The 20,505-nt window shown below is 52.5% G+C and carries 18 protein-coding genes; 10 read left to right on the top strand and 8 right to left on the bottom strand.

Annotated features, from left to right (window positions below; translation table 11 throughout):
- Positions 1 to 209: 209 nt before the first annotated feature.
- Together PK629_00230 and PK629_00225 are read left to right on the top strand one after the other, a co-directional pair.
- Positions 210 to 1,157, top strand: a complete 948-nt coding sequence (locus tag PK629_00230) for a carbohydrate kinase family protein (protein HOP09900.1) — start codon at positions 210 to 212, stop codon at positions 1,155 to 1,157.
- Positions 1,150 to 1,686: a D-lyxose/D-mannose family sugar isomerase gene (locus tag PK629_00225; protein ID HOP09899.1), complete on the top strand. Its 537-nt coding sequence runs from the start codon at positions 1,150 to 1,152 to the stop codon at positions 1,684 to 1,686. The genes PK629_00230 and PK629_00225 overlap by 8 nt, the downstream gene beginning before the upstream one ends.
- 389 nt (positions 1,687 to 2,075) lie before the next feature.
- Here the strand turns inward: PK629_00225 and PK629_00220 are convergent, their stop codons facing one another.
- The 4 genes from PK629_00220 to PK629_00205 form a co-directional block, all read right to left on the bottom strand.
- Entirely contained in the window at positions 2,076 to 2,420 is a 345-nt protein-coding gene (locus PK629_00220) for a four-helix bundle copper-binding protein (GenBank protein ID HOP09898.1), read from the bottom strand.
- Positions 2,421 to 2,439: 19 nt separating this feature from the next.
- A complete protein-coding gene (locus PK629_00215; GenBank protein ID HOP09897.1) occupies positions 2,440 to 3,702 on the bottom strand; it encodes a hypothetical protein in 1,263 nt (420 codons plus the stop codon).
- A 562-nt stretch (positions 3,703 to 4,264) separates the two neighbouring features.
- Positions 4,265 to 5,392, bottom strand: a complete 1,128-nt coding sequence (locus PK629_00210) for a hypothetical protein (protein ID HOP09896.1) — start codon at positions 5,390 to 5,392, stop codon at positions 4,265 to 4,267.
- On the bottom strand, positions 5,389 to 6,690 hold the full coding sequence (locus PK629_00205) for an SPFH domain-containing protein (protein HOP09895.1): 1,302 nt from the start codon (positions 6,688 to 6,690) through the stop codon (positions 5,389 to 5,391). Before PK629_00205 ends, PK629_00210 begins: the two co-directional genes overlap by 4 nt.
- A 319-nt stretch (positions 6,691 to 7,009) precedes the next feature.
- Between PK629_00205 and pgk the strand changes: the two genes are divergently transcribed.
- From pgk to PK629_00170, 7 genes are all read left to right on the top strand, one after another.
- Positions 7,010 to 8,200 carry a phosphoglycerate kinase gene (gene pgk / locus PK629_00200; protein ID HOP09894.1) on the top strand — a complete coding sequence of 397 codons (1,191 nt, stop codon included), beginning with the start codon at positions 7,010 to 7,012 and terminating at the stop codon, positions 8,198 to 8,200.
- Between the two features lie 200 nt (positions 8,201 to 8,400).
- Positions 8,401 to 9,165, top strand: coding sequence for a triose-phosphate isomerase (gene tpiA, locus PK629_00195; GenBank protein ID HOP09893.1), 765 nt, complete (start codon positions 8,401 to 8,403; stop codon positions 9,163 to 9,165).
- Positions 9,166 to 9,499: 334 nt separating this feature from the next.
- Positions 9,500 to 11,011 carry a 2,3-bisphosphoglycerate-independent phosphoglycerate mutase gene (gene gpmI, locus PK629_00190; GenBank protein ID HOP09892.1) on the top strand — a complete coding sequence of 504 codons (1,512 nt, stop codon included), beginning with the start codon at positions 9,500 to 9,502 and terminating at the stop codon, positions 11,009 to 11,011.
- A 199-nt stretch (positions 11,012 to 11,210) separates the two neighbouring features.
- On the top strand, positions 11,211 to 11,822 hold the full coding sequence (locus tag PK629_00185; GenBank protein HOP09891.1) for an SGNH/GDSL hydrolase family protein: 612 nt from the start codon (positions 11,211 to 11,213) through the stop codon (positions 11,820 to 11,822).
- 17 nt (positions 11,823 to 11,839) lie between these two features.
- A complete protein-coding gene (locus PK629_00180; GenBank protein ID HOP09890.1) occupies positions 11,840 to 13,108 on the top strand; it encodes an MFS transporter in 1,269 nt (422 codons plus the stop codon).
- A gap of 218 nt (positions 13,109 to 13,326) precedes the next feature.
- A complete protein-coding gene (locus PK629_00175; protein HOP09889.1) occupies positions 13,327 to 13,842 on the top strand; it encodes a transposase in 516 nt (171 codons plus the stop codon).
- A gap of 1 nt (position 13,843) precedes the next feature.
- Positions 13,844 to 15,712 (top strand): glycoside hydrolase family 3 C-terminal domain-containing protein, encoded by a 1,869-nt coding sequence (locus tag PK629_00170; GenBank protein HOP09888.1) that lies wholly within the window; start codon positions 13,844 to 13,846, stop codon positions 15,710 to 15,712.
- Here PK629_00170 and PK629_00165 read toward each other — a convergent pair.
- Together PK629_00165 and PK629_00160 are read right to left on the bottom strand one after the other, a co-directional pair.
- A complete protein-coding gene (locus PK629_00165; GenBank protein ID HOP09887.1) occupies positions 15,709 to 16,110 on the bottom strand; it encodes a hypothetical protein in 402 nt (133 codons plus the stop codon). The two genes, PK629_00170 and PK629_00165, sit on opposite strands and share 4 nt — an antisense overlap.
- A gap of 33 nt (positions 16,111 to 16,143) precedes the next feature.
- Positions 16,144 to 16,884 (bottom strand): VTT domain-containing protein, encoded by a 741-nt coding sequence (locus PK629_00160; protein ID HOP09886.1) that lies wholly within the window; start codon positions 16,882 to 16,884, stop codon positions 16,144 to 16,146.
- Between the two features lie 212 nt (positions 16,885 to 17,096).
- Between PK629_00160 and PK629_00155 the strand changes: the two genes are divergently transcribed.
- The gene (locus PK629_00155) at positions 17,097 to 18,572 is read left to right on the top strand and encodes an arylsulfatase (protein HOP09885.1); all 1,476 of its coding nucleotides are present in this window, start codon (positions 17,097 to 17,099) and stop codon (positions 18,570 to 18,572) included.
- An 81-nt stretch (positions 18,573 to 18,653) separates the two neighbouring features.
- Here PK629_00155 and PK629_00150 read toward each other — a convergent pair whose 3' ends face one another.
- Positions 18,654 to 18,812: a rubredoxin gene (locus tag PK629_00150; protein HOP09884.1), complete on the bottom strand. Its 159-nt coding sequence runs from the start codon at positions 18,810 to 18,812 to the stop codon at positions 18,654 to 18,656.
- A 64-nt stretch (positions 18,813 to 18,876) separates the two neighbouring features.
- On the bottom strand, positions 18,877 to 20,091 hold the full coding sequence (locus PK629_00145) for an FprA family A-type flavoprotein (GenBank protein HOP09883.1): 1,215 nt from the start codon (positions 20,089 to 20,091) through the stop codon (positions 18,877 to 18,879).
- Positions 20,092 to 20,505: the final 414 nt, after the last annotated feature.

Here is a 20,505-nt window from a genome sequence, read left to right as displayed (position 1 = left end):
TCTGCAATGTGCCGGCAAACATATTGACGAAAATCACCCCATGGGGTAAAATGAAAACCGTTGCGACGCTTATTCACCTTTCATCTTATAATTTTTTCTTTATCTTCGTGATCCTGACGGGCGGATCATATCCGCCCCTACTCTGCCCTTTGTTCTCCGACTTCTGACTTCTGATCTCTGACTTCTGATTAAGGAAAGACGGTAACCGCATGAAAAAAATCCTCTGCATCGGCAGCGTCACTGCCGACGTCATTTTAAAGCCGGTCGACGAACTTCCGCCGCTCGGTACGCTTGTTGTCGCCAAAGGCGGCGTCGAAGTCCACACCGGTGGGTGTGCCACCAACTGCGCCATCTCGCTGGCAAAACTCGGCGCAAAGCCGTATGCCGCCTGCAAGGTCGGCGCGGATGCGTTCGGCGACATGGTCAAAAAAGAACTCGCCGCACCCGGCGCGGACATTTCCGGCGTGGTCACCGGATCGGTGGCGACCACCACTTCCATCGTCATTATCGCCTCGTCGGGCGAACGCAGCTTTTTATACAGCCCCGGCTCCGCTGCCGATTTTAAGGCCGAGGAAATCTCCCCCGAACTGACCGCGAAATGCGACATTGTCTTCGTCGCGGGCTGCGGCCTGAACTTTTCACTCGACGGACAGCCCTGCGCCGACTATATGAAAGCGGCTAAAGCGGCCGGAAAATTCACCGTAATGGACACCGCATGGGACCCGCGCGGATACTGGGATCATCTGGTGCAGCCCACCCTGCCCCACCTCGATTTATTCATGCCCAGCATCGACGAGGCCGCAATGATCGTCGGCGAGCGCGAACCCGAAAAAGTGGTTGCGGCGCTTAGAAACCTCGGAAGTGGGAATATTATTCTCAAGATGGGCTCGAAAGGCGCTTACGTCGACTTTATCGGCGAAACACCCTTTATCATGCCGCCGTTTTTGATCGACAACCCCGCCGACACGACCGGCGCGGGCGACGCGTTCTGCGCGGGCTATTTATACGGGCTGGCAAACGATTGGGAACTTCGCAAACGCATTGAATTCGCCAACGGCGTGGGTGCATGCAGCGTGACCGCGGTCGGCGCAACCGCCGGCATCAAAACCGCTGCCGAAACCGAAAAATTCATCGAGGAGAGAAAACGCAATGGATAAAAATATACGCGAACAGATCCGAAAAGAAGCGCTGAATTTTTACGCGGCGGCGCACATTACGCTGACGGACGCGGAAAAAGAGAGGCTTGAAGTCGCTGACTTCGGCCTGAACGACATCCGCACGATCGGGCTTGAGATCATCACCTACGTCAACACCAAAAAGTGCTGCGCCAAAGAAATGGTGCTTTTACCGGGTCAAATCTGCCCCGAACACCGCCACGCGCCGATGGCCGACATCAAATACGACGGCAAGGAAGAGACCTTCCGCTGCCGCTACGGTGAGGTGTTTTTATACGTGGAGGGCGATCCGACGCCTTCTCCGAAATTTGCGCCGCCCGAAAAATACAAGGCGTATCTGGCCGTCCGGCATGAAGTTCGGCTGCTCCCGGGTCAGCAATACACGATCTATCCCAACACCAAGCACTGGTTCGCCTCGAACACGGGCGCGGTGATCTCGGAATTCTCGACCACGAGTTACGACGAATACGACATTTTTACCGATCCCAACATTGTTCGGGTCGAGAAATAACTGTCATTCTGAACGCAGTGAAGAATCTCGGATTGATAAAGTCTTTCGGATGAGGATTACCGTAAACCTCGTGGTAACGAGATCCTTCGACTTCGCACTTACGTGCTACACTCAGGGTGACAATTCGAGAATATAAAAACGGCGGGGTGTTGCCCCGCTGTTTTATTTGTCACTTCGCACTTACGTGCTACGCTCAGGATGACAATTCGAGAATATAAAAACGGCGGGGTGTTGCCCCGCCGTATTTTTCGTCTTTGCGAGGAAAGCGTGGGGCAGTGCCCCGCGCATGACGAAGCAATCCAGAAATTAAGCATCCAGATAACCACTGCATCCCCGTAAACCTCATATCTGGATTGCCGCGCTTCGCTCGCAATGACGAAATAGTTTTATCACTGTGACATGGCGGTACACTCATCCGCGCAGGTTCTACATTCGCCGGCGCATTTGACGCAGTGGTCCTCTTTGAACATGCCGCACTCATTGGCGCAATCGGTGCAGACACTGGCGCAGAGTTTGCATACCTCTTTTGCGTATTTGGCGTCCATCGCCATAAACGACGACGCCTCTTTGCACAGGCAGGCGCATTCCGAAAGGATGCCGATGCATTTGATTCGGTTTTTGACATCGGGTTCTTTTAAGCAGGCGACCTTGCACTCGGTACAGGCCTGCGCGCATTTGGTGCAGGCGTCGATGCAAGTTTGATATTTATCAATGACATTTGTTGCGATTCCCATGGTTTTCTCCTTGTTTCGTTTATGAACCGCTCACTCCCGCGGTCTGTTTGCGGGCGATGTCGGTGTTGTCGGTCTGGCGGTCGGTGAGTTCCGGTACCGGATTGGGTTTGCTCTCAGCGCGGTAGTCGACCTGATACTGCTGTTGGTGGTCGGCGACGACCTTGTGGCTGGCCACATTGCAGGTATCGTGATTCACGCGATCCTGATACCAGAAATAATCGTAATTGACCGGCAGTGTGTTGATATTGACGTACTCCTCTTTTTTCGGAGTCAGCATGATCTGGCTGCCCAGAATCTGACGGACATAATCCTTGGTGTCGTGGAAGTGGAGCAGCGTCGGGAATTCTCCGGTCGGGATGACCTGCTGCCATTCTTTGCCCTCGTATTTTTGCAGCAGTTCGACAGCTCGGTGCAGATGGGCGACCTCCTGTTCGAAGAACATGTTCCAAAGTGCCTTGATCGAAGTATCGGTCTCATCCTGCGAGAATGAATAATACAGGTAGCATTCGACGTATTCGTGCAGCAGCATGCTCTCCAACCAAGTGCATTTGGGGTCGAGCAGCGAGCCGTAATGCGTGACGTGCTGTTCCTCGATCATCGCGATCTCCTGATAGAGCTTGCGCCCCATATCGTTGAGATAGGTGTTGCCGATGTTCATATAAAAGTTCATCGTCTGCTGCTCGCCCGCCGTGATAATCAGGGTGTTCAGCATCGTGCGCACGTCGGCCTTTTTAAAATCAACGCTGTATTTGACCGAGTCGAACGGGTGGCGGTGTTCAGCAATGGTCGGGCGCCCCGGTGTGATGTCGACATAACTCTTGACAAGGTTCTGCGCCGGAATCTGGGTGTCCAGATCTAGCAGATTCGAATAGCGGTAGAGGTGATCGAAATCTTCAAGCAGCGCGTAGTCAAGCGCCTGCTTGACATAGGTGTCGGGTTCGTTTTGCGCCAGCCACGCGGTCAGGTCGACCGCGACGTGTTCATAGCCGATGGTCGTCTCGAGTTGGGTCTCGTCGATCGGCTTCAGCCAGTTGATGATCTTTTGCTGCTGCTGTTCGACACGGCGGCTAAGCGCCACTTCCCTACGGATATCTTCATTCTGGCTGTGACGGTGAAACTGGTGCTTGAACATCACCGCCTCCACCTCGATGCCGTTCATCAAAATCACACGGAGTTTGGTATACGGATCAACGGTCATCTTGCAATAGGGCGTGGGATACAGGGTCGCCCAGTCCATAATGCCGTCTTCGACGGCTTTGGGTTTCAATTCAAAAGGATTCATGAAATAAATTACACTCCTAAAGGAAACTTTGACGATATTGCGTCAACATAGTGTTTTCCGAATCCGCGCGTGTATTCAAAAAAGCAAAAACCGACGAAAGGAATATCCTTCCGCCGCAATGTCATTCCGAACGCAAGCCGAGGAATCTCGGACTGACGAAAACCTTCGGGCAAGGTTGCCGAAAGTCGTATGATAGCGAGATCCTTCGACTACGCTCGGATTTTCGATTCATAAATAGGAATCAAAATTGTAGTCGCGCTCCGCTCAGGATGACAACGAAAAAACGGCGAAAGGAATATTCTTCCGCCGCAATGTCATTCCGAACGCAAGCCGAGGAATCTCGGACTGACGAAAACCTTCGGGCAAGGTTGCCGAAAGTCGTATGATAGCGAGATCCTTCGACTACGCCCGGATTTTCGATTCATAAATAGGAATCAAAATTGTAGTCGGGCTCCGCTCAGGATGACAAAACGGGCGCGGATGAACCGCGCCCGTTTTTTGTCTTTGTAATAATCCTTGTTTCGAGCGAACACAGTTCGCCCTACATTTCAAGATGATTCAATCAATTGTAATACACGCCGCTGCCGCCGCCGCCGTTTTGATACAGCCAGTAGATCAGCAGGACAATTGCGAGAACGATGACGATGGTCAACATTACGCGGAAAGCCGAAATCGGGTATCTGCCGCCGACTTTGCCGGTTTGGCCGTTGACATAGAAGTTGTAGACCTTACCCTTGTAGGCGAAATTGGAAACCCACATCGGCAGCATCAGGTGTTTGTATGTAATGCCGTCGTAAGTCGTGGTCGTTTTCAGTGAAGCCACTTTGTCCGCGTGTTTTTCGCGCTTGATTTTAGCCGTGATTTCGTTTTTCAACACATTATCAATTCCGACCTTGGCGTTTTCCCAACCCTGCCGCAGACCTACCGAATACCGCTCGGAGATAAATCCGGCCAGAAATTCCGGATCATATCTCTTGGCGTTATTGGTGTCGAACGGCTCGATTTTTTTCATCAGTGCCGCGTCATGATGCGTCGAAGCGCTGACAAGAAAATCGTCGACCTGCTTGAAGTAAAAGCCGGAAACGCGTTTCCAAGTCGTGACCGTGTGCGTGGTTTTTCCGGTTGTAACCGTGCGGGTATATCCAGCCTGCGCGGTATAATCGGTATAGGTCTTGGCGTCAAAGGTCCAGTACGGCAAAAACAGACCGGTCAGTTTACCCTCTTTGGCGGTTTTTTTCGCCTTGGACGGGGCATACCAACGCTTTTTCAGCCAGGATTGAAACCGCTGTGTGGCGTCTTCCTTGGCGATGCAGAACGGAATCACGCCGTTTGGCGGGATCGAATTACCCGCTTTGGCCTCGGTGACCTGATTGGAGCCACAGTAAGGACAGACGTCCGACACCATCAGTGCATCATACACCGACTCACCGCCGCAGTTTTCGCAGATGACGGTTTTTTTGGCCGCACCCCACTGAAAATTCGTCTCGGCATTGCGCGCGTCGGCAAAAACCAGCTCCTCGGCTTTATCATCGGCTTTTCCGTCGATGACGACCTGTTTGGTAAAACCGCAGTAGGGACACTTCAGCAGACCCGCAGCCGGATCATAACTGATGGTCGCGGCGCACTGCGGGCACTTTTCGTCGGTCTCTTCGAGGGTTTTTTGGAGATTGACGTCGTCAATATCGCTCATTTTTTGATATCCTCATCGCCGAAGGGATCGCCGCACTCAGGGCAGAACTTGGGCGGTTTGGTCGGATCCTCGGGCTCCCATCCGCATTTATCGCATTTATACAGCGGTACGCCGGCGGGCTTGGGTTTTCCGCAGTTGGCGCAGAACTTACCTTTATTGCCGGTCGCGCCGCATGAACAAGTCCAGCTGTCCATGCGCGGTTTGCCGCACTCGGCACAGAAATTACCCGTGTTGCCTTTTGCGCCGCAGCCGCAATCCCAGGTGTCGGCAGCCGGTTTTTGGGCTTGCTGACCCATGCCGTATAAGCTCTGTGCATTGACGCCACCTGCATTCTGAGCCATATTCATGCCCGCGAACGCCATAAACGCGCCGCCGGAACCCTCGTTCTTGGCCGCATCCTGCATCGCCTGTGCCTGTGCACCGACGATCTGCGCTGCCGCCATGGTCGGGTCGCGGAAGACGGCCGCTTTCTGCAGCTCTTTGATCATCTTTTCGTCTTCGTCGGAGGCCTTAACGGTGTTGATGCCGAAGGAAGCGACCGAGATGCCTCTGGCAGCGCTCCATTTTTCGGTCAGCACGTCGTTGAGTGCGTCGGCGAGTTCGACGGTATGATGCGGCAAGGAACTGTAGCGGATGCCCATATCGGAGATTTTCGCGAAAGCGGGCTGCAGCGCCGTCATCAATTCGGTGCGCAGCTGGCTGTCGATGGTGCTTCTCGCATAAGTGGATGCGACATTGCCACAGACGTTTTTATAGAAAACGATCGGGTCGGTGATTTTATAGGAGAATTCGCCGTTGCAGCGGATGGCGATGTCGACGTCAAGGCCGATGTTTTTATCGACTACGCGGAACGGAACCGGCGCCGGTGTGCCGTATTTATTGCCGACAATCTCTTTTGCGTTAAAGAAATAGACGCGTTGATCGTTGGCCGCGTCGCCGCCGAAGGTGAATCTGCGCCCAAACCGTTTGAACGAGTCGCCGATACCCTTGCCGAAACCGCCGTAGAAGATGGTCGGCTCGGTGGAATTATCCCACACAAACTCGCCCGCTTCTGCGCAGAATTCGACGATGGCGCCCTGCTGCACGATCATCATGCACTGGCCCTCGTTGACCGCGATGATCGAACCGTTGCTAATGATATCATCGGTACCCTTGGTGTTGGAAGTTTTTTTGCCGGTACGCTTGACGCCCTTGGCGACAAGCACATCGACCGTCAAAGAATCACAGTAAAAATATTCGCGCCACTGATCGGCCAATACGCTTCCGCCCGCCGCTAACGCCGCTTTAATTAAACCCATATCAATACGCCCTTTCCCGGAGAAACAGATGTTTTTCAGGTTTTTATCTGTTGTTCAGAAATCCGTTCTCCGCGCAAATTTATAATTCGAGTTTAGCACAATTTTAATAAAACTTCAATAAGGTTTTGCAATCATTATGTGAAACCCTCCGAAAATTGGTCTGAGAGGAAATCCGCTGTTGATTTATGCGCCAAAATGTGTATAATATTGAATGGTCGGAGCATTGTGATTTATCCGGCCGGAAACCGATCGCAAAAGGGCGAAAGCCGCTCTTTGAGCGCCATCACCTTTTAGAATACGATGTGAAAGGATTGTTTTTATGCAGAATCTGAACAAGAAAACCGTCGAAGATATCGACGTATCCGGAAAGCGCGTGCTTGCCCGCTGCGACTTTAACGTCCCGCTCAAGGACGGCGTCATCACCGACGACAAACGCATCGTCGAAGCGCTGCCCACCATCAAATACCTGATCTCCAAAGGGGCAAAGGTCATTCTCTGCTCGCATCTGGGCAGACCCAAGGGCGAATTCAATCCCAAATATACATTGGCGCCGGTCGCTGCGCGCCTGACCGAACTGCTCGGCAAGCCGGTCGCATTCGCCAAAGACGTCATCGGTCCCGACGCAAAGGCAAAAGCCGCCGCACTCAAAGACGGCGACGTAATGCTGCTCGAAAACGTCCGTTACCATGCAGAAGAAGAGAAAAACGACCCGGCGTTTTCAAAAGAACTGGCTTCGATGGCCGACATCTTTGTCAATGACGCGTTCGGAACCGCTCACCGCGCCCACAGCTCCACAGCGGGTGTTGCGGCTTTTCTGCCGGCTGTCTGCGGTTATCTGATCCAGAAAGAAATCTCGATCATGGGCGGCGCGCTCGAAGACCCGAAACGCCCGTTCGTGGCGATCTTGGGCGGCGCAAAAGTCAGTGACAAGATCGGCGTCATCAACGCCCTGCTCGAAAAGGTTGACACACTGGTCATCGGCGGCGGCATGGCTTATACCTTCTTCAAAGCCTTTGGCTGTGAAGTCGGTACCTCCATCTGTGAAAACGACAAGCTTGACCTGGCCAAAGAAATCGTGGAAAAAGCCCGTGAAAAAGGCGTATCCCTGCTGCTGCCGGTCGACAACGTCATCGGCAGAGAATATAAAGAAGATACCGTATTTATGCGCATCTACTCCGACTCGATTCCCGACGGATGGATGGGTCTTGACATTGGCGAAAAGACGCAGGAGTTGTTCTCCAAATCGCTGATCGGCTCCGGCACGATTATTTGGAACGGCCCGATGGGTGTTTCCGAATGGGCCAACTTTGCCCCGGGTACCCGCGCGGTTGCCAAGGCGGTCGCCGAATCCGGCGCTGTCACGATCATCGGCGGCGGCGATTCCGCAGCAGCGGTTGAAAAAATGGGCTATGCCGACAAGATGACCCACATCTCCACCGGCGGCGGCGCTTCGCTCGAATTCATCGAGGGTCTGGAACTGCCGGGCATCGCGTGCTTGATGGACAAGTAAAATTTCAAAATGTAGGGGCGAATCGTATTCGCCCGAAAAAGGAAGAATCGGATATTTATTATCATCCATCACCGAGGATGGAAGCGCGCGCTATGAGGTTTATGAAATGCAAACTTCAGGACGCGTTTGAATGCGGCATCATGCCACCGGGCGAACACAGTTCGCCCCTACACCGAATAAAAACAAAGGAATAATGAATTATGAATAAAAAATTGCGCAAACCGGTTATCGCCGGCAACTGGAAAATGAATAAAACCCCGTCGGAAGCGGCGGCATTGGCAAAGGAAATCGTCCCGCTCGTAAAGGACGCGGCGTGCGGCGTGGTGCTGTGCGTGCCGTTTGTCGACCTCGCTCCCGCGTTGGATGCGGTCAAGGGTACATCAATCAAAGTCGGCGCACAAAACTGCCACTTTGAAAAAAGCGGCGCTTTCACCGGCGAAATCTCGGCGGACATGCTCAAAGAGATGGGCGTCGAATACGTCATCATCGGCCACTCGGAGCGCAGAACCTATTTCGGCGAGACCGACGTGACCGTCAATAAGCGTACAAGAGCGGCTTTGGACGCGGGACTCAACGTGATCGTCTGTGTGGGCGAAGTGCTCGAACAGCGCGAACAGGGCGTTACCAACGAGTTTGTCGCAATGCAGACTAAAATCGCACTCTGCGGCGTCTCGGCGGATGAACTTGCGAAAATCATCATCGCCTATGAACCCGTCTGGGCCATCGGCACCGGCAAAACCGCCACCGACGAACAGGCCAACGAGGTCTGCGGCGTGATCCGCGAAACGGTTTCGGCGCTGTACGGCAAACAGTACGGCGACGCGATGACGGTTCAGTACGGCGGCTCGATGAACGCCAAAAACGCGGCGGGACTGCTTTCCCAGCCTGATGTCGACGGCGGTCTGATCGGCGGCGCGGCATTGAAACCGGCGGACTTCGCGGTCATCGTCGAAGCCACCAAGTAAATCAACAAATTCGGGGCAAACGGTTTGTTTGCCCTGTTTTGCTGTAATGCCTATATAAAATAACGCGGGTGTGTTATCATCTCGCCGTTCCTGTAGGGAAAGGTCTTGACCTTTCCGAGCTAACGAACTTTGTTCGTTAGCGAAAATTCTCCGATTAATGCAGGGCGGGATGCTCTGAGGAAACACCCACACAATCACGCCGTGCGTCTTTAACGCAGTATTATCATGAAACCGCATCGACACGAACGCTTTTTGCGGGCCAACGGCCCGCTCGGAAAGGTCAAGACCTTTCCCTACAGAGCTTGAAGCGGGTATCGAAAGGAAAACAATCACAATGAAAAGACCTATTACCTTAATCATCATGGACGGCTTCGGCAAATCCGACAGCGCTTACGGCAACGCGATTCTGGGCAACACGCCGAATCTCGACAAGCTGATGGCGAGCAATCCCTATACCTATATCGGCGCATCCGGCCTCTCGGTCGGACTGCCAGACGGGCAGATGGGCAACAGCGAAGTCGGCCACACCAATATCGGCGCGGGCCGGATTGTCTATCAGGAGTTGACCCGGATTTCCAAGGAAATCGACGACGGCGACTTTTTTAAAAATCCCGTGCTGCTCGACGCGGTGAATAACTGCAAAAAGAACGGCTCGACGCTGCATCTGGCGGGACTTGTCTCGGACGGCGGCGTCCACAGCCATAACACCCACCTCTACGGCCTGCTCGAACTCGCCAAGCAAAACGGCCTCAACAAGGTCGCCGTGCACTGCTTTATGGACGGGCGCGACGTCTCCCCGACCTCGGGCGCGGATTTTATCGCCGAACTGGAAGCCAAAATGCGCGAAATCGGCGTCGGAAAAATCGCCACGATTATCGGACGTTATTACGCGATGGATCGCGAAAAGAAGTGGGACCGCGTCGAAAAGGCCTATAACGCGATGGTCTATGCCGACGGGCTTCAGGTGAAGGACGCCGTTCAGTCGATGAAAGACAGCTACGCCAAAGAGGTCACCGACGAATTCATCGTGCCGACGGTCGTCAACGGCGGCTGCCCGGTCAAAGCCGAAGACAGCTTTATCTTCTTTAACTTCCGCCCCGACCGCGCCCGTGAGATCACCCGCGCGTTCGTCGATCCGGCGTTCGACGGCTGGCAGCGCAAGGACTTCATCAAGCCGTTTTATGTTTGCTTTACCCAATACGACGCGACCATGCCCAACGTCGAAGTCGCTTTTAAACCCCAGTCGATGGACAACACTTTCGGCGAGATCGTGGCGAACCACGGCATGAAGCAGCTGCGCATTGCCGAATACACCAAATACGCGCATGTCACGTTCTTCTTTAACGCCGGCACCGAGACCGTGTTCGACGGCGAAGACCGCAAGCTGATCGACAGCCCGAATGTGGCGACTTACGATTTGCAGCCCGAAATGAGCGCCTATACCGTCACCGACGATGTGGTTGAACGCATCGAGAGCGGCAAATACGACGCGATCATCCTCAATTTCGCCAACTGCGACATGGTCGGACACACCGGCGTGTTTGAGGCGGCGGTCAAAGCCGTGAAGACCGTCGATGAATGCGTCGGCAAAGTCGTGAACGCAGTTGTCAAAGCGGGCGGCGTGGCACTGGTCACAGCCGACCACGGCAACAGCGAGCAGATGCTCTACCCCGACGGCTCGCCCTTTACCGCGCATACGACCAATCCCGTCCCGTTCATCGTCGTAGGGTATCCGTGCAAACTGCGCGAAAACGGCGGCGTTCTCGGCGACATCGCACCGACGATGTTAAAGATCATGGGCATTGAACAGCCCAAAGAGATGACCGGAAAATCGTTGATTCAATAAACTCCTATCGTCTTTGTAGGGTGCGGCATCCTTGACGCACCGCGCGAACACGGCCGACCGTGTTCGCGAAAGGCTACTTTTCTCTCCGTATCCTACGGAACGGCGTGTTAATCCGCGCGATGGACGCGCAATGCGCGCCCCTACAAACACGGTTAAAAACGTTATCAAATAAAAATAAACATAAAAGAGGATCGTTTGTATGAGAATCTTATTTCAGGGCGACAGCATCACCGACGCGGGCAGAGACCGCAGCGACTACCACAACCTCGGACCCAGTTATCCGAAATATGCCGCGCAATATATTAAAGAACAGCATTCCGGCATGGAATTTGAATTCATCAATCTCGGCATCGGTGGCGACCAGACCAAAGACCTCGTCGCCCGCTGGAAGACCGACTGTATCGACTTGCAGCCCGATTTGGTCTCGATTCACATCGGCGTCAACGACACCTGGCACCACGCGCCCAATCGCGACTGGCTGCTGGATGCCCAATTCGAAGCCAACTACCGCTCGATTCTCACCGACATCAAAACAAAAACCAACGCCAAAATCATGATTTTGGAACAGTTTTTGCTGCCGGTTCCCGATAAGGAATTTTTCCGCATTGACCTCGATCCCAAAATTCAAATCACCCGCAAGCTGGCCCGCGAATTCGCCGACGTCTTCATTCCGGTCGATGGCCTTTTTGCGGCGGCCTGTGTTGAAAAAGACATGCTCCACTGGTCAGCGGACGGCGTGCACCCCAACGAAAACGGTTCGGCGTTCATGGGCAAACTCTACGCCGAGGCGTTTACAAAACTCTTCAAATAACAATCGGGCAGGTACTTATGAAAATTACGGCAGCGAACGAGCCGTATTACGGGCTGACGCGAACCACCTGCTATTTGGGCACTGTCGCGCAGGCGGCGATGGCCAACATCTGGCCGCTGCTTTTCGTGCTGCTGCGCAATGCTTTCGGGCTCACCTATCTGCAGTTGGCGTCTCTGATCAGCGTGATTTATATCGTCCGGCTGATCACCGACCTGCTATTTTCTAAGGCGGCCGACAAATTCGGCTTCCGGCCATTCCTCGCCCTGTCAACGGGTTTGACAGCGGCGGGGTTTTTGTTGTTTGCTGCGGTGCCGTTGCTGACCGATAAACCCTATCTCGGTTTTATCGCCGCGACGGTGATCTTTTCGGTAGGCGGCGGATTGAACGATATTCTGGCAAGCCCCTTGATTAACCAGCTTCCCGGTCGTTCAAAAGGCGGAAATCTGGCCTTTTTACATACAGTTTATTCGTTTGGGCAGGCCTCGGTGATCATGCTGACCTCGCTGGCGCTGTTTTTATTCGGCGATGGCAACTGGCAGTGGATCGTGGCCGCATGGGCGCTGCTGCCGATCGCTGCGTTTTTGCTGTATCTGCTCGTTCCGCTGCCCGATATTCAGTCCCAGCCCAAGCAATCATCCCGTGAGATCGCAGTCGGTTCCGACTTTTTAATCTGCTTTTTTATCATGTTCTTCGGCGCAGGCGCCGAATGCACCATGCTGCAGTGGAGCTCCACCTTTATGGAGAAAGCCGCCGGACTGCCGAAATTGCTGGGTGATTATGCAGGCGTGCTGATGTTTGCACTGCTGATGGGGCTGGCGCGGTTGAGTTATGCGCTCTTTTCGAAAAAGTTTGATCTGGCCAAATTTATGCTCTACGGTGCGATGGCGGCGGTGATCTGCTATCCCCTGACCGCGCTTTCGGAGGTCTCGTGGTTGAATTTAGCCGGATGTGCCCTGACGGGTTTTGCAATCGGTATGCTCTGGCCGGGCACGCTGGTGCTCGGCTCCGAACGATACCCGAACGGCGGTGCGTGGCTGTTTGCGATGCTGGCGTTAGGCGGTGACGGCGGGGCGTCTTTTTGCCCGTGGCTATCGGGTTTGCTCGTCGACAACGCCGCTAAAATTCCGTTTTTGGCAAACCTCGGCGCTGGATTGACATCGGAGCAGCTCGGACTGCGCTCGGCGTTGGCGTTTTCGACGCTCTATCCGTTGATCGCCGTTATTTTGTTGATGGTGTTTATCAAACGGCGCGGGAAAAATTCTCTGTTTTTATCCGAAAGCAAATAATATCACAACGGGCGATTAAGAATCGCCCCTACGAACTACGAACGGAAACGATATTTATTTTTATATTGAAAATTATCAAATCAAGATTTATACTTTCATTGGTTGTATACGCCTAATTATGTAGGGGCGATTCTTAATCGCCCGAAAATGCAACCCGGTAAGGGCAATTCGCAATCGCCCGCAAATTTGTCAACGGAAACGGACGGAGTGAATTCTTCATGAATGATTTTCCGCAAAGACAACCCATACGGTTAACGAATTTTGATTATGGGAGCAACGGAGCATATTTCATCACAATTTGTGTGAATCACAGAAAAGAATTATTAGGAAAGATTGATGTAGGGGCGATTCTTAATCGCCCGTATGATGTCCCATCTCAAATCGATTTATCAAAATATGGAGCTATTGTGGAATTGGCCATTAAAAAAATCCCGGATTATTCTGATACCCTTGTTGATAAATATGTCATCATGCCGAATCACATCCATATTCTTTTATCGGTAAATAATGATTCAGAGAACGGGCGATTAAGAATCGCCCCTACAGTGAATATCTCGGTCACTATTCAACAATTTAAACGGCGCATTTCAAAACAAATCGGTTTCTCATTATGGCAAAAATCGTTTTACGACCACATTATCCGGGATGAAGAAGATTATCAAATCCATTTAAAATACATCGAAGAAAACCCCGCGAAATGGGCGGAAGATGAATATTACGGAGGAGGGTCTTGATATGGACTTTAAACAACGCGCAAAAGAACTGGTCGCCCAAATGACCTTAGCCGAAAAAATGGCGCAGATGCAGTATGAATCACCCGCCATTGAGCGGCTCGGTATTCCGGCTTACAACTGGTGGAACGAGGCGCTGCACGGCGCAGCCCGTACCGGAACCGCCACTGTCTTTCCCCAGTCCATCGCCATGGCGGCGAGCTTTGACGACGAGCTGATGGAAACCGTCGGCGGTGTAATCTCCGACGAAGTTCGCGCAAAATACAATCAATACCGCACCTTCGGCGACACCGAGGTTTATCAGGGCCTGACCTGCTGGTCACCCAACATCAATATCTTCCGTGACCCGCGGTGGGGACGCGGCCACGAGACCTACGGCGAAGACCCGATGCTGACCGCCAAAATGGGTGCGGCGTTCGTGCGCGGCATGCAGGGTTACGACCCCGTCTACCGCAAGGTCGACGCCACGCTGAAGCACTACGCCGTCCACAGCGGCCCGGAATCCGAACGACACCACTTTGATGCCGTTGTATCGGAAAAGGACTTATACGAGACCTATCTGTTCGCGTTCAAATACTGCATCGACCACGCGCATCCCGCCGCCGTCATGGGCGCTTATAACCGCGTGCTCGGCGAGCCCTGCTGTGCCAGCAAGCGGCTGTTGGGCGATATTTTACGCGGCGAGTTCGGGTTTGACGGCTATGTCGTCTCGGACTGCGGCGCGATCTGCGACATCAACAAAACCCACAAAGTCACCGCGAACGAAGCCGAAAGCGCGGCACTGGCCGTGAAAAACGGCTGCGACCTCAACTGCGGCGACGCCTATAAGTGGCTCAAGACCTCGGTGGCGATGGGGTTGTTGGACGAGGAAACCGTCACTGTCTCGGTCGAGCGGCTGTTTGAAGCCCGGTTAAAACTCGGCATGTTCGACAAGTGCGTTTATGACGATATCCCCTACAGCATCGTCGCCTGCAAAAAGCACAAGGCGCTGGCCCGGCAGATGTCCCGAGAGAGTATCGTCCTTTGCAAAAACGACGGCATCCTGCCGCTCTCACCCGATAAGACCTATGCCGTCATCGGCCCGAATGCCGACGACCTGACCGTCTTGCTCGCCAACTACAACGGCACCCCTGATCACTACACCACCCCGCTCGAGGGGATTCAAAATATCGCCGAAAACGTGATCTATGCACGCGGCACCCATACCTACAAAGACGAGGAACACAGCCGCTATTTCGAACACCCGCTGCGTGAAGCGATCATCGCCGCACGTCACAGCGATGTCGTGATTTTGTGCATGGGCATCAACCCCTGGCTCGAGGGTGAAGAGACCCCGGAAAACGAATCCTGCGGCGACAAACCCGATCTCGAGCTGCCCGCCGTGCAAAAACGGTTATTTGAGGAGATCATCAAAGTCGGCAAACCGATGGTCTTTGTCAACATCAGCGGCAGTTGCCTGAATCTGAGCCGAGCCGACGAGACCTGCAATGCGGTCGTTCAATGCTTCTATCCGGGTGCTGAAGGCGGCGATGCGCTTGCGGAGATTTTATTCGGAAAATACAGCCCCTGCGGTCGCCTGCCGGTGACCTTTTACCGCAGTACCGACGACCTGCCGCCGTTCAACGATTACGACATGGAAAACCGCACTTACCGCTTTTTCAAGGGCAGCCCGCTCTACCCGTTCGGCCACGGCCTGACCTACGGCGAAATCAAAGAGGATTGGAAAGACGAAAATGCCGTCGTTTTGAAAAACAACGGCAAATTCGGCACCAAATATGCGGTTTTGAAATACGCCGACGCGACAAAGCGAAAGCTAGTCGATTTCAAAAAGATCTTCGTACCCGCCGGCGGTTCGATTACAGTAAAGTTTTAAGGTTTGGTCAGCGTAATCGTGCAGGTTCCCGCAGTACCCGATAACATGAAAACCAACCCGTCTTTATTCTCGGCACTGTAGGAAAACATCTCAATGCCCATATACGCCTGATCTGAGAGTTCGGCATCAACTGTGAACCCCGCCTTTTTGACCCGTTCGATATAATCACGGAGGTCCTCCTGTGAGATATCCGCAAACGCGGCGCAAAATTCATCCGGCGTATCGGTCACGCCGGCAAGCTGCCCGAACTCCGGTTCGGGCAGCTTTTTTGCCAGCCCGGATTTCGGCCATTTAATCGTTGTATCCAAAAACACCGGCTGTGTCGACTCCGAGGAAACCGAACATCCGATGCATAATAAAAACAACAAAAAAATAGCGATGAAAGTGATTTTTCTCATCCCGTTACTCCCCTTGATTTCAGGATTTAGTTTTCACTTCCCGGACCCGCTGTCTCTTTTCAATTTAATCCGAATTTTTTCGGCCAATGCCAAAATTTCTTTCTGCTTTACGGTCAGCAGCACGACACAAGCCACCAACACCGCGCCGTAAATGCCTGCTTCGATATAATTGCCCTTCAATATCTTGTTGCCCGCAGCGCACAGCAGCAGCAATGTGGGCGCACATCCGATGCTGACTGCCAAAAAGAAATTTTTGAACTTGATGTCGGTTCGCGCCGCCAGATACGGCACAACGCCGTTAGGCATAAACGGCATCATGCAGGTGATCAGCACCATCAGCGTCGGGTTCTTGATACGCCGGATAAAATTCAACTTGGTCGAACGTTCTTCTTCCTCGATCGGCATCCAGTCATTGATCTTTTCACCCAACGCTCTCGCCGCCCAAAACACCGCACAATTGGCCGCTACATAACCGACAAAGCAAACCCCGAGTCCGAGCCAAGTGCCGAATATAATCCCCATAGAGATCTGAATCGGACCTCCGGGAAATACTATGCTGACAATCTGCATAAATTGCAGTAAAATTCCGATTAAAACGCCTTTTACCGATCCGAATCCGCGAACATACCCCTCAATTGTCGTTCCGTTGCCCTCTTCGAGCACTTCGACAAAACCCGGAAGAATCTTCTTCAACACTAAAAGGATCGTCAGAAAAATCAGGGCAAAGACGACCGCCATAATCAAATATCGAAAAATCTTTTTTCTAACTGCCATAAACACAAAACAATCCTTCCAAGGGATGAGGAACGTTTTGTAATTATACTATGGATTTGCGAAAAATACAACCGATGAAGTGCAGATAGGCCTTAAATGGTATGGAAATTACAGTCACAGCCGCGCTTGACCTGAAACCGAATTGCCGATATAATAACCACATATGATATCAACCATATCATTTAAATATTAAAGGTGCAAGAGGTATTATCATGAAAAATGAAACCGGCTCTCCCAATATTATTTACATTCTGGCGGATGATATGGGATATGGGGACTTATCCTGTTTGAACGAGAATTCGAAAATCCACACCCCGAATTTTGACCGTCTGGCCGATTCCGGCATGGCTTTTACCGATGCCCATGCATCCTCTGCGGTATGCACGCCGTCTCGATATTCGGTTCTGACCGGAAGATATAACTGGCGCTCCAGATTAAAACATCATGTACTTGGCGGGTATTCACCGTCTCTGATCGAACAGGACCGCTTGACCGTCGCCGATATGTTGCGAGAAAAGGGTTATAAGACGGCCTGTATCGGGAAATGGCATTTGGGATTGAATTGGGGAACCACGGGATCATTTGTTGAAGAACCCGGATACAGAGACAGCAAAGGAATTGATTTTTCGGCTCCGATCAAAGGCGGTCCCTGCGATCACGGATTTGATTATTACTTCGGTATCAGCGCTTCGCTGGATATGCCGCCCTATGTATATATCGAAAACGAAAAGGTAACGCAGCTCCCCGATCACGAAACCGAAAGCCCCGACATTATGAGATTTTGGCGATTGGGGCCGACCGCGCCCGATTTTAAGCATGAGCAGGTTCTGCCGAAAGTCACCGAGAAAGCGTTGGATATCATCGAAAAATGGGCGGACAAGCCGTTTTTCCTGTACTTTCCGCTGCCGGCGCCCCATGCGCCGATTCTTCCGATCGGTGAATTTGTGGGAAAATCGAAAACGAACAGCTACGGCGATTTTGTGTTGATGTGCGACGACGTCGTCGGACAAGTGATGGAAAAACTGAAACAGCTGAATCTGACGGACAACACCATCGTCATCTATACCAGTGACAACGGGTGTTCTCATGTGGCCGACTTAAAAGCACTGGCGCAGCTCGGCCATAACCCCAGCTACATTTTCCGGGGACATAAAGCGGATATTTACGAAGGCGGACACAGAATCCCGCTGCTGGTCAGCTGGCCTGGTAAAATTCAGCCCGGCAGCACTTCGGCCGAGCCGGTCTGCCTGATTGACCTGATGGCCACCGTGGCCGACATCGTCGGTTATCAACTGCCGGAAAATGCCGGAGAAGACAGCGTGAGCAACCTGCCCGTCTGGCTGGGTGAAACCTATCAAAAGCCGCTGCGGGAAGCCACCGTGCATCATTCCATCGACGGGTCTTTCTCTATTCGGAAAGGTCAGTGGAAGTTGGAACTGTGTCCCGGATCGGGCGGATGGAGTTATCCGAGGCCCGGCGAAGAGCCGGAGGGATCGCCTTCGTTCCAACTTTATGATTTGGATTCGGACATAGCGGAAAAGGTCAATGTGATCGCGGATCACCCCGAAATCGTAGAAGAATTGAAAGCATTGTTGACACAATATATCACACAAGGCCGAAGCACACCCGGCACACCGCAATCCAATACAGGACCCGCGTATTGGGAACAATTACACTGGATGGCCTGATTTGCCGTTCACGAAAAGACATCAAAACCCCCTGCCATTTGAATGACAGGGGGTTTTTAACGAGTTCTGATGGGTGTGCGCTTATGCCGGAGAAAATTCATCTTTTCCCGCGCCGCAGACCGGACACATGAAATCGTCGGGCAGATCTTCGAATTTGGTGCCGGGCGCGATGCCGTTATCAGGATCGCCTTTTTCCTCGTCGTACTCCCAACCGCAGACGTTGCATACATACTTTTTCATTTTCGTTTTCCCCTTTCGTTTGATCGGATTTGATGTTTATGGGTAAACCGGAATCAGCGTGATTTTACGCCTTGTCCGGATATCGGGCCACGGAGGCTGCAATCGCATCGACCAGTGCGTCGAGTTCGGAAAGCTGCGCTTCTTTGAGCGAGGATTTGATCGTAATTGCGTTTTCGATAAAGGTCAGGTTTTTGCAGCTGCCGAGGATTTCGCGCATCAGTTTGCCCGAAACCGGCGCCCATGAGCCGTTTTCGACAAGTGCTACGGTGCGGTTTTGGATATTATGCGCCGCCAGATCGCGCAGCAGTTCGTCCATCGTCACGAACACGCCCATATTGTAGGTGGATGAAGCGAACAGCAAATGGCTCCAGCGGAATGCCTCCGCTACAATTTCGGACGCGGGCGTCACCGAAACGTCGAACATCACGGTTTTGACGCCGCGGTCCCGCAGGCGCGAAGAGATGATCTGCGCCGCGTTTTCGGTATTGCCGTAAATCGACGCATAGGCGATCATTACGCCGTTTTCCTCCGGGGTATAGCTGCTCCAACGGCGGTATTTTTCAATGTAAAATTCGAGGTTTTCGCGCCAGACAAAGCCGTGCAGCGGGCAAAGCATCTCGACCGGAACTTCGGCCATTTTATTCAGAAGCGATTGTGTGGACGGGCCGTATTTGCCGACGATGTTGCAGTAATACCGTCTGGCTTCGCCGAGGTAATCGCGCTCGAAATCGACTTCGTCGGCGAACAAAGCGCCGTTGAGCGCGCCGAACGTACCGAACGCATCCGCCGAAAATAAAATTCTGTCGGTGTGGTCGTAGGTCGTCATGACCTCGGGCCAATGCACCATCGGCGCCATGATAAAGCAGAGCTTGTGCCTGCCGGTGTCGAGAATTTCGCCCTCGCTCACCACCTGAATCTTGGCGTCACCGAGATCAAAAAACTGGTTCATCAGCACGGCGGACTTTGCGCTGCAGACGATGGTGATGTCGGGATAGCGGCAGACGAGATCGGTAAGCGTTGCCGAGTGGTCGGGTTCCATGTGCTGAACAATCACATAATCGGGGGTTTTGCCCGCAAGCTCGTGTTCGAGATTTTCAAAGAACACTTTCCCTACCGCTTTGTCAACGGTGTCGAAAACCACAATCTTTTCGTCCAAAAGCAGATAAGAATTATATGAAACGCCGCGCTCGACCGAATAGACGCCCTCGAACATCGCGAGCCGCCGGTCGTCGCTGCCGATATAAATCAGATCATCTTTGATTTTTCTGGTGCAATACATTCAAGCACCTCCTCTGCTCTTGATTATAATGGTTTATTATAGAAATTTCAACCCGAAAATAAGAATCATTTATGTTTGTATATTACCGCATGTTCCTGTTTTTCACCGTGATTCAGTCACAATCGCAGCTCAATCATAGAAGGGATTGTCAAAACGGAAATTCCATGTTATAATACAGCAAATCCGCTTGAAAGGTGGTGAGCAGCATGCAGCAAATTTTCGTTTTCCGTTCCAAAAAGTTTTTCCCCGGCAGTGATTTCCGGACTCAAAGAGCATTCAAAATCGCCGACACAAGGGATAACTCTGCCCTTTTAAAGAATTCTGTTTGTTTTGAATGCCACTCACCGCTTCACAAATAGCCGTTCATTTAACGCGCTCCTTTGACTGATTCGGAGTTCCCTGTGCAGGCAAAAC

The sequence above is a fragment of the Oscillospiraceae bacterium genome (assembly GCA_035380125.1).
GTDB lineage: Bacteria > Bacillota > Clostridia > Oscillospirales > JAKOTC01 > DAOPZJ01.
Note: the sequence above shows the minus strand (reverse complement) of the source record. Positions and strands in the feature narration are given on the sequence as shown.

Bases quoted from the DNA above. Each gene is read 5' to 3' on its own strand.
- PK629_00230 (HOP09900.1), top strand. From the start codon at position 210: ATGAAAAAAATCCTCTGCATCGGCAGCGTCACTGCCGACGTCATTTTA.
- PK629_00225 (HOP09899.1), top strand. From the start codon at position 1,150: ATGGATAAAAATATACGCGAACAGATCCGAAAAGAAGCGCTGAATTTT.
- PK629_00220 (HOP09898.1), bottom strand. From the start codon at position 2,420: ATGGGAATCGCAACAAATGTCATTGATAAATATCAAACTTGCATCGAC.
- PK629_00215 (HOP09897.1), bottom strand. From the start codon at position 3,702: ATGAATCCTTTTGAATTGAAACCCAAAGCCGTCGAAGACGGCATTATG.
- PK629_00210 (HOP09896.1), bottom strand. From the start codon at position 5,392: ATGAGCGATATTGACGACGTCAATCTCCAAAAAACCCTCGAAGAGACC.
- PK629_00205 (HOP09895.1), bottom strand. From the start codon at position 6,690: ATGGGTTTAATTAAAGCGGCGTTAGCGGCGGGCGGAAGCGTATTGGCC.
- pgk (HOP09894.1), top strand. From the start codon at position 7,010: ATGCAGAATCTGAACAAGAAAACCGTCGAAGATATCGACGTATCCGGA.
- tpiA (HOP09893.1), top strand. From the start codon at position 8,401: ATGAATAAAAAATTGCGCAAACCGGTTATCGCCGGCAACTGGAAAATG.
- gpmI (HOP09892.1), top strand. From the start codon at position 9,500: ATGAAAAGACCTATTACCTTAATCATCATGGACGGCTTCGGCAAATCC.
- PK629_00185 (HOP09891.1), top strand. From the start codon at position 11,211: ATGAGAATCTTATTTCAGGGCGACAGCATCACCGACGCGGGCAGAGAC.
- PK629_00180 (HOP09890.1), top strand. From the start codon at position 11,840: ATGAAAATTACGGCAGCGAACGAGCCGTATTACGGGCTGACGCGAACC.
- PK629_00175 (HOP09889.1), top strand. From the start codon at position 13,327: ATGAATGATTTTCCGCAAAGACAACCCATACGGTTAACGAATTTTGAT.
- PK629_00170 (HOP09888.1), top strand. From the start codon at position 13,844: ATGGACTTTAAACAACGCGCAAAAGAACTGGTCGCCCAAATGACCTTA.
- PK629_00165 (HOP09887.1), bottom strand. From the start codon at position 16,110: ATGAGAAAAATCACTTTCATCGCTATTTTTTTGTTGTTTTTATTATGC.
- PK629_00160 (HOP09886.1), bottom strand. From the start codon at position 16,884: ATGGCAGTTAGAAAAAAGATTTTTCGATATTTGATTATGGCGGTCGTC.
- PK629_00155 (HOP09885.1), top strand. From the start codon at position 17,097: ATGAAAAATGAAACCGGCTCTCCCAATATTATTTACATTCTGGCGGAT.
- PK629_00150 (HOP09884.1), bottom strand. From the start codon at position 18,812: ATGAAAAAGTATGTATGCAACGTCTGCGGTTGGGAGTACGACGAGGAA.
- PK629_00145 (HOP09883.1), bottom strand. From the start codon at position 20,091: ATGTATTGCACCAGAAAAATCAAAGATGATCTGATTTATATCGGCAGC.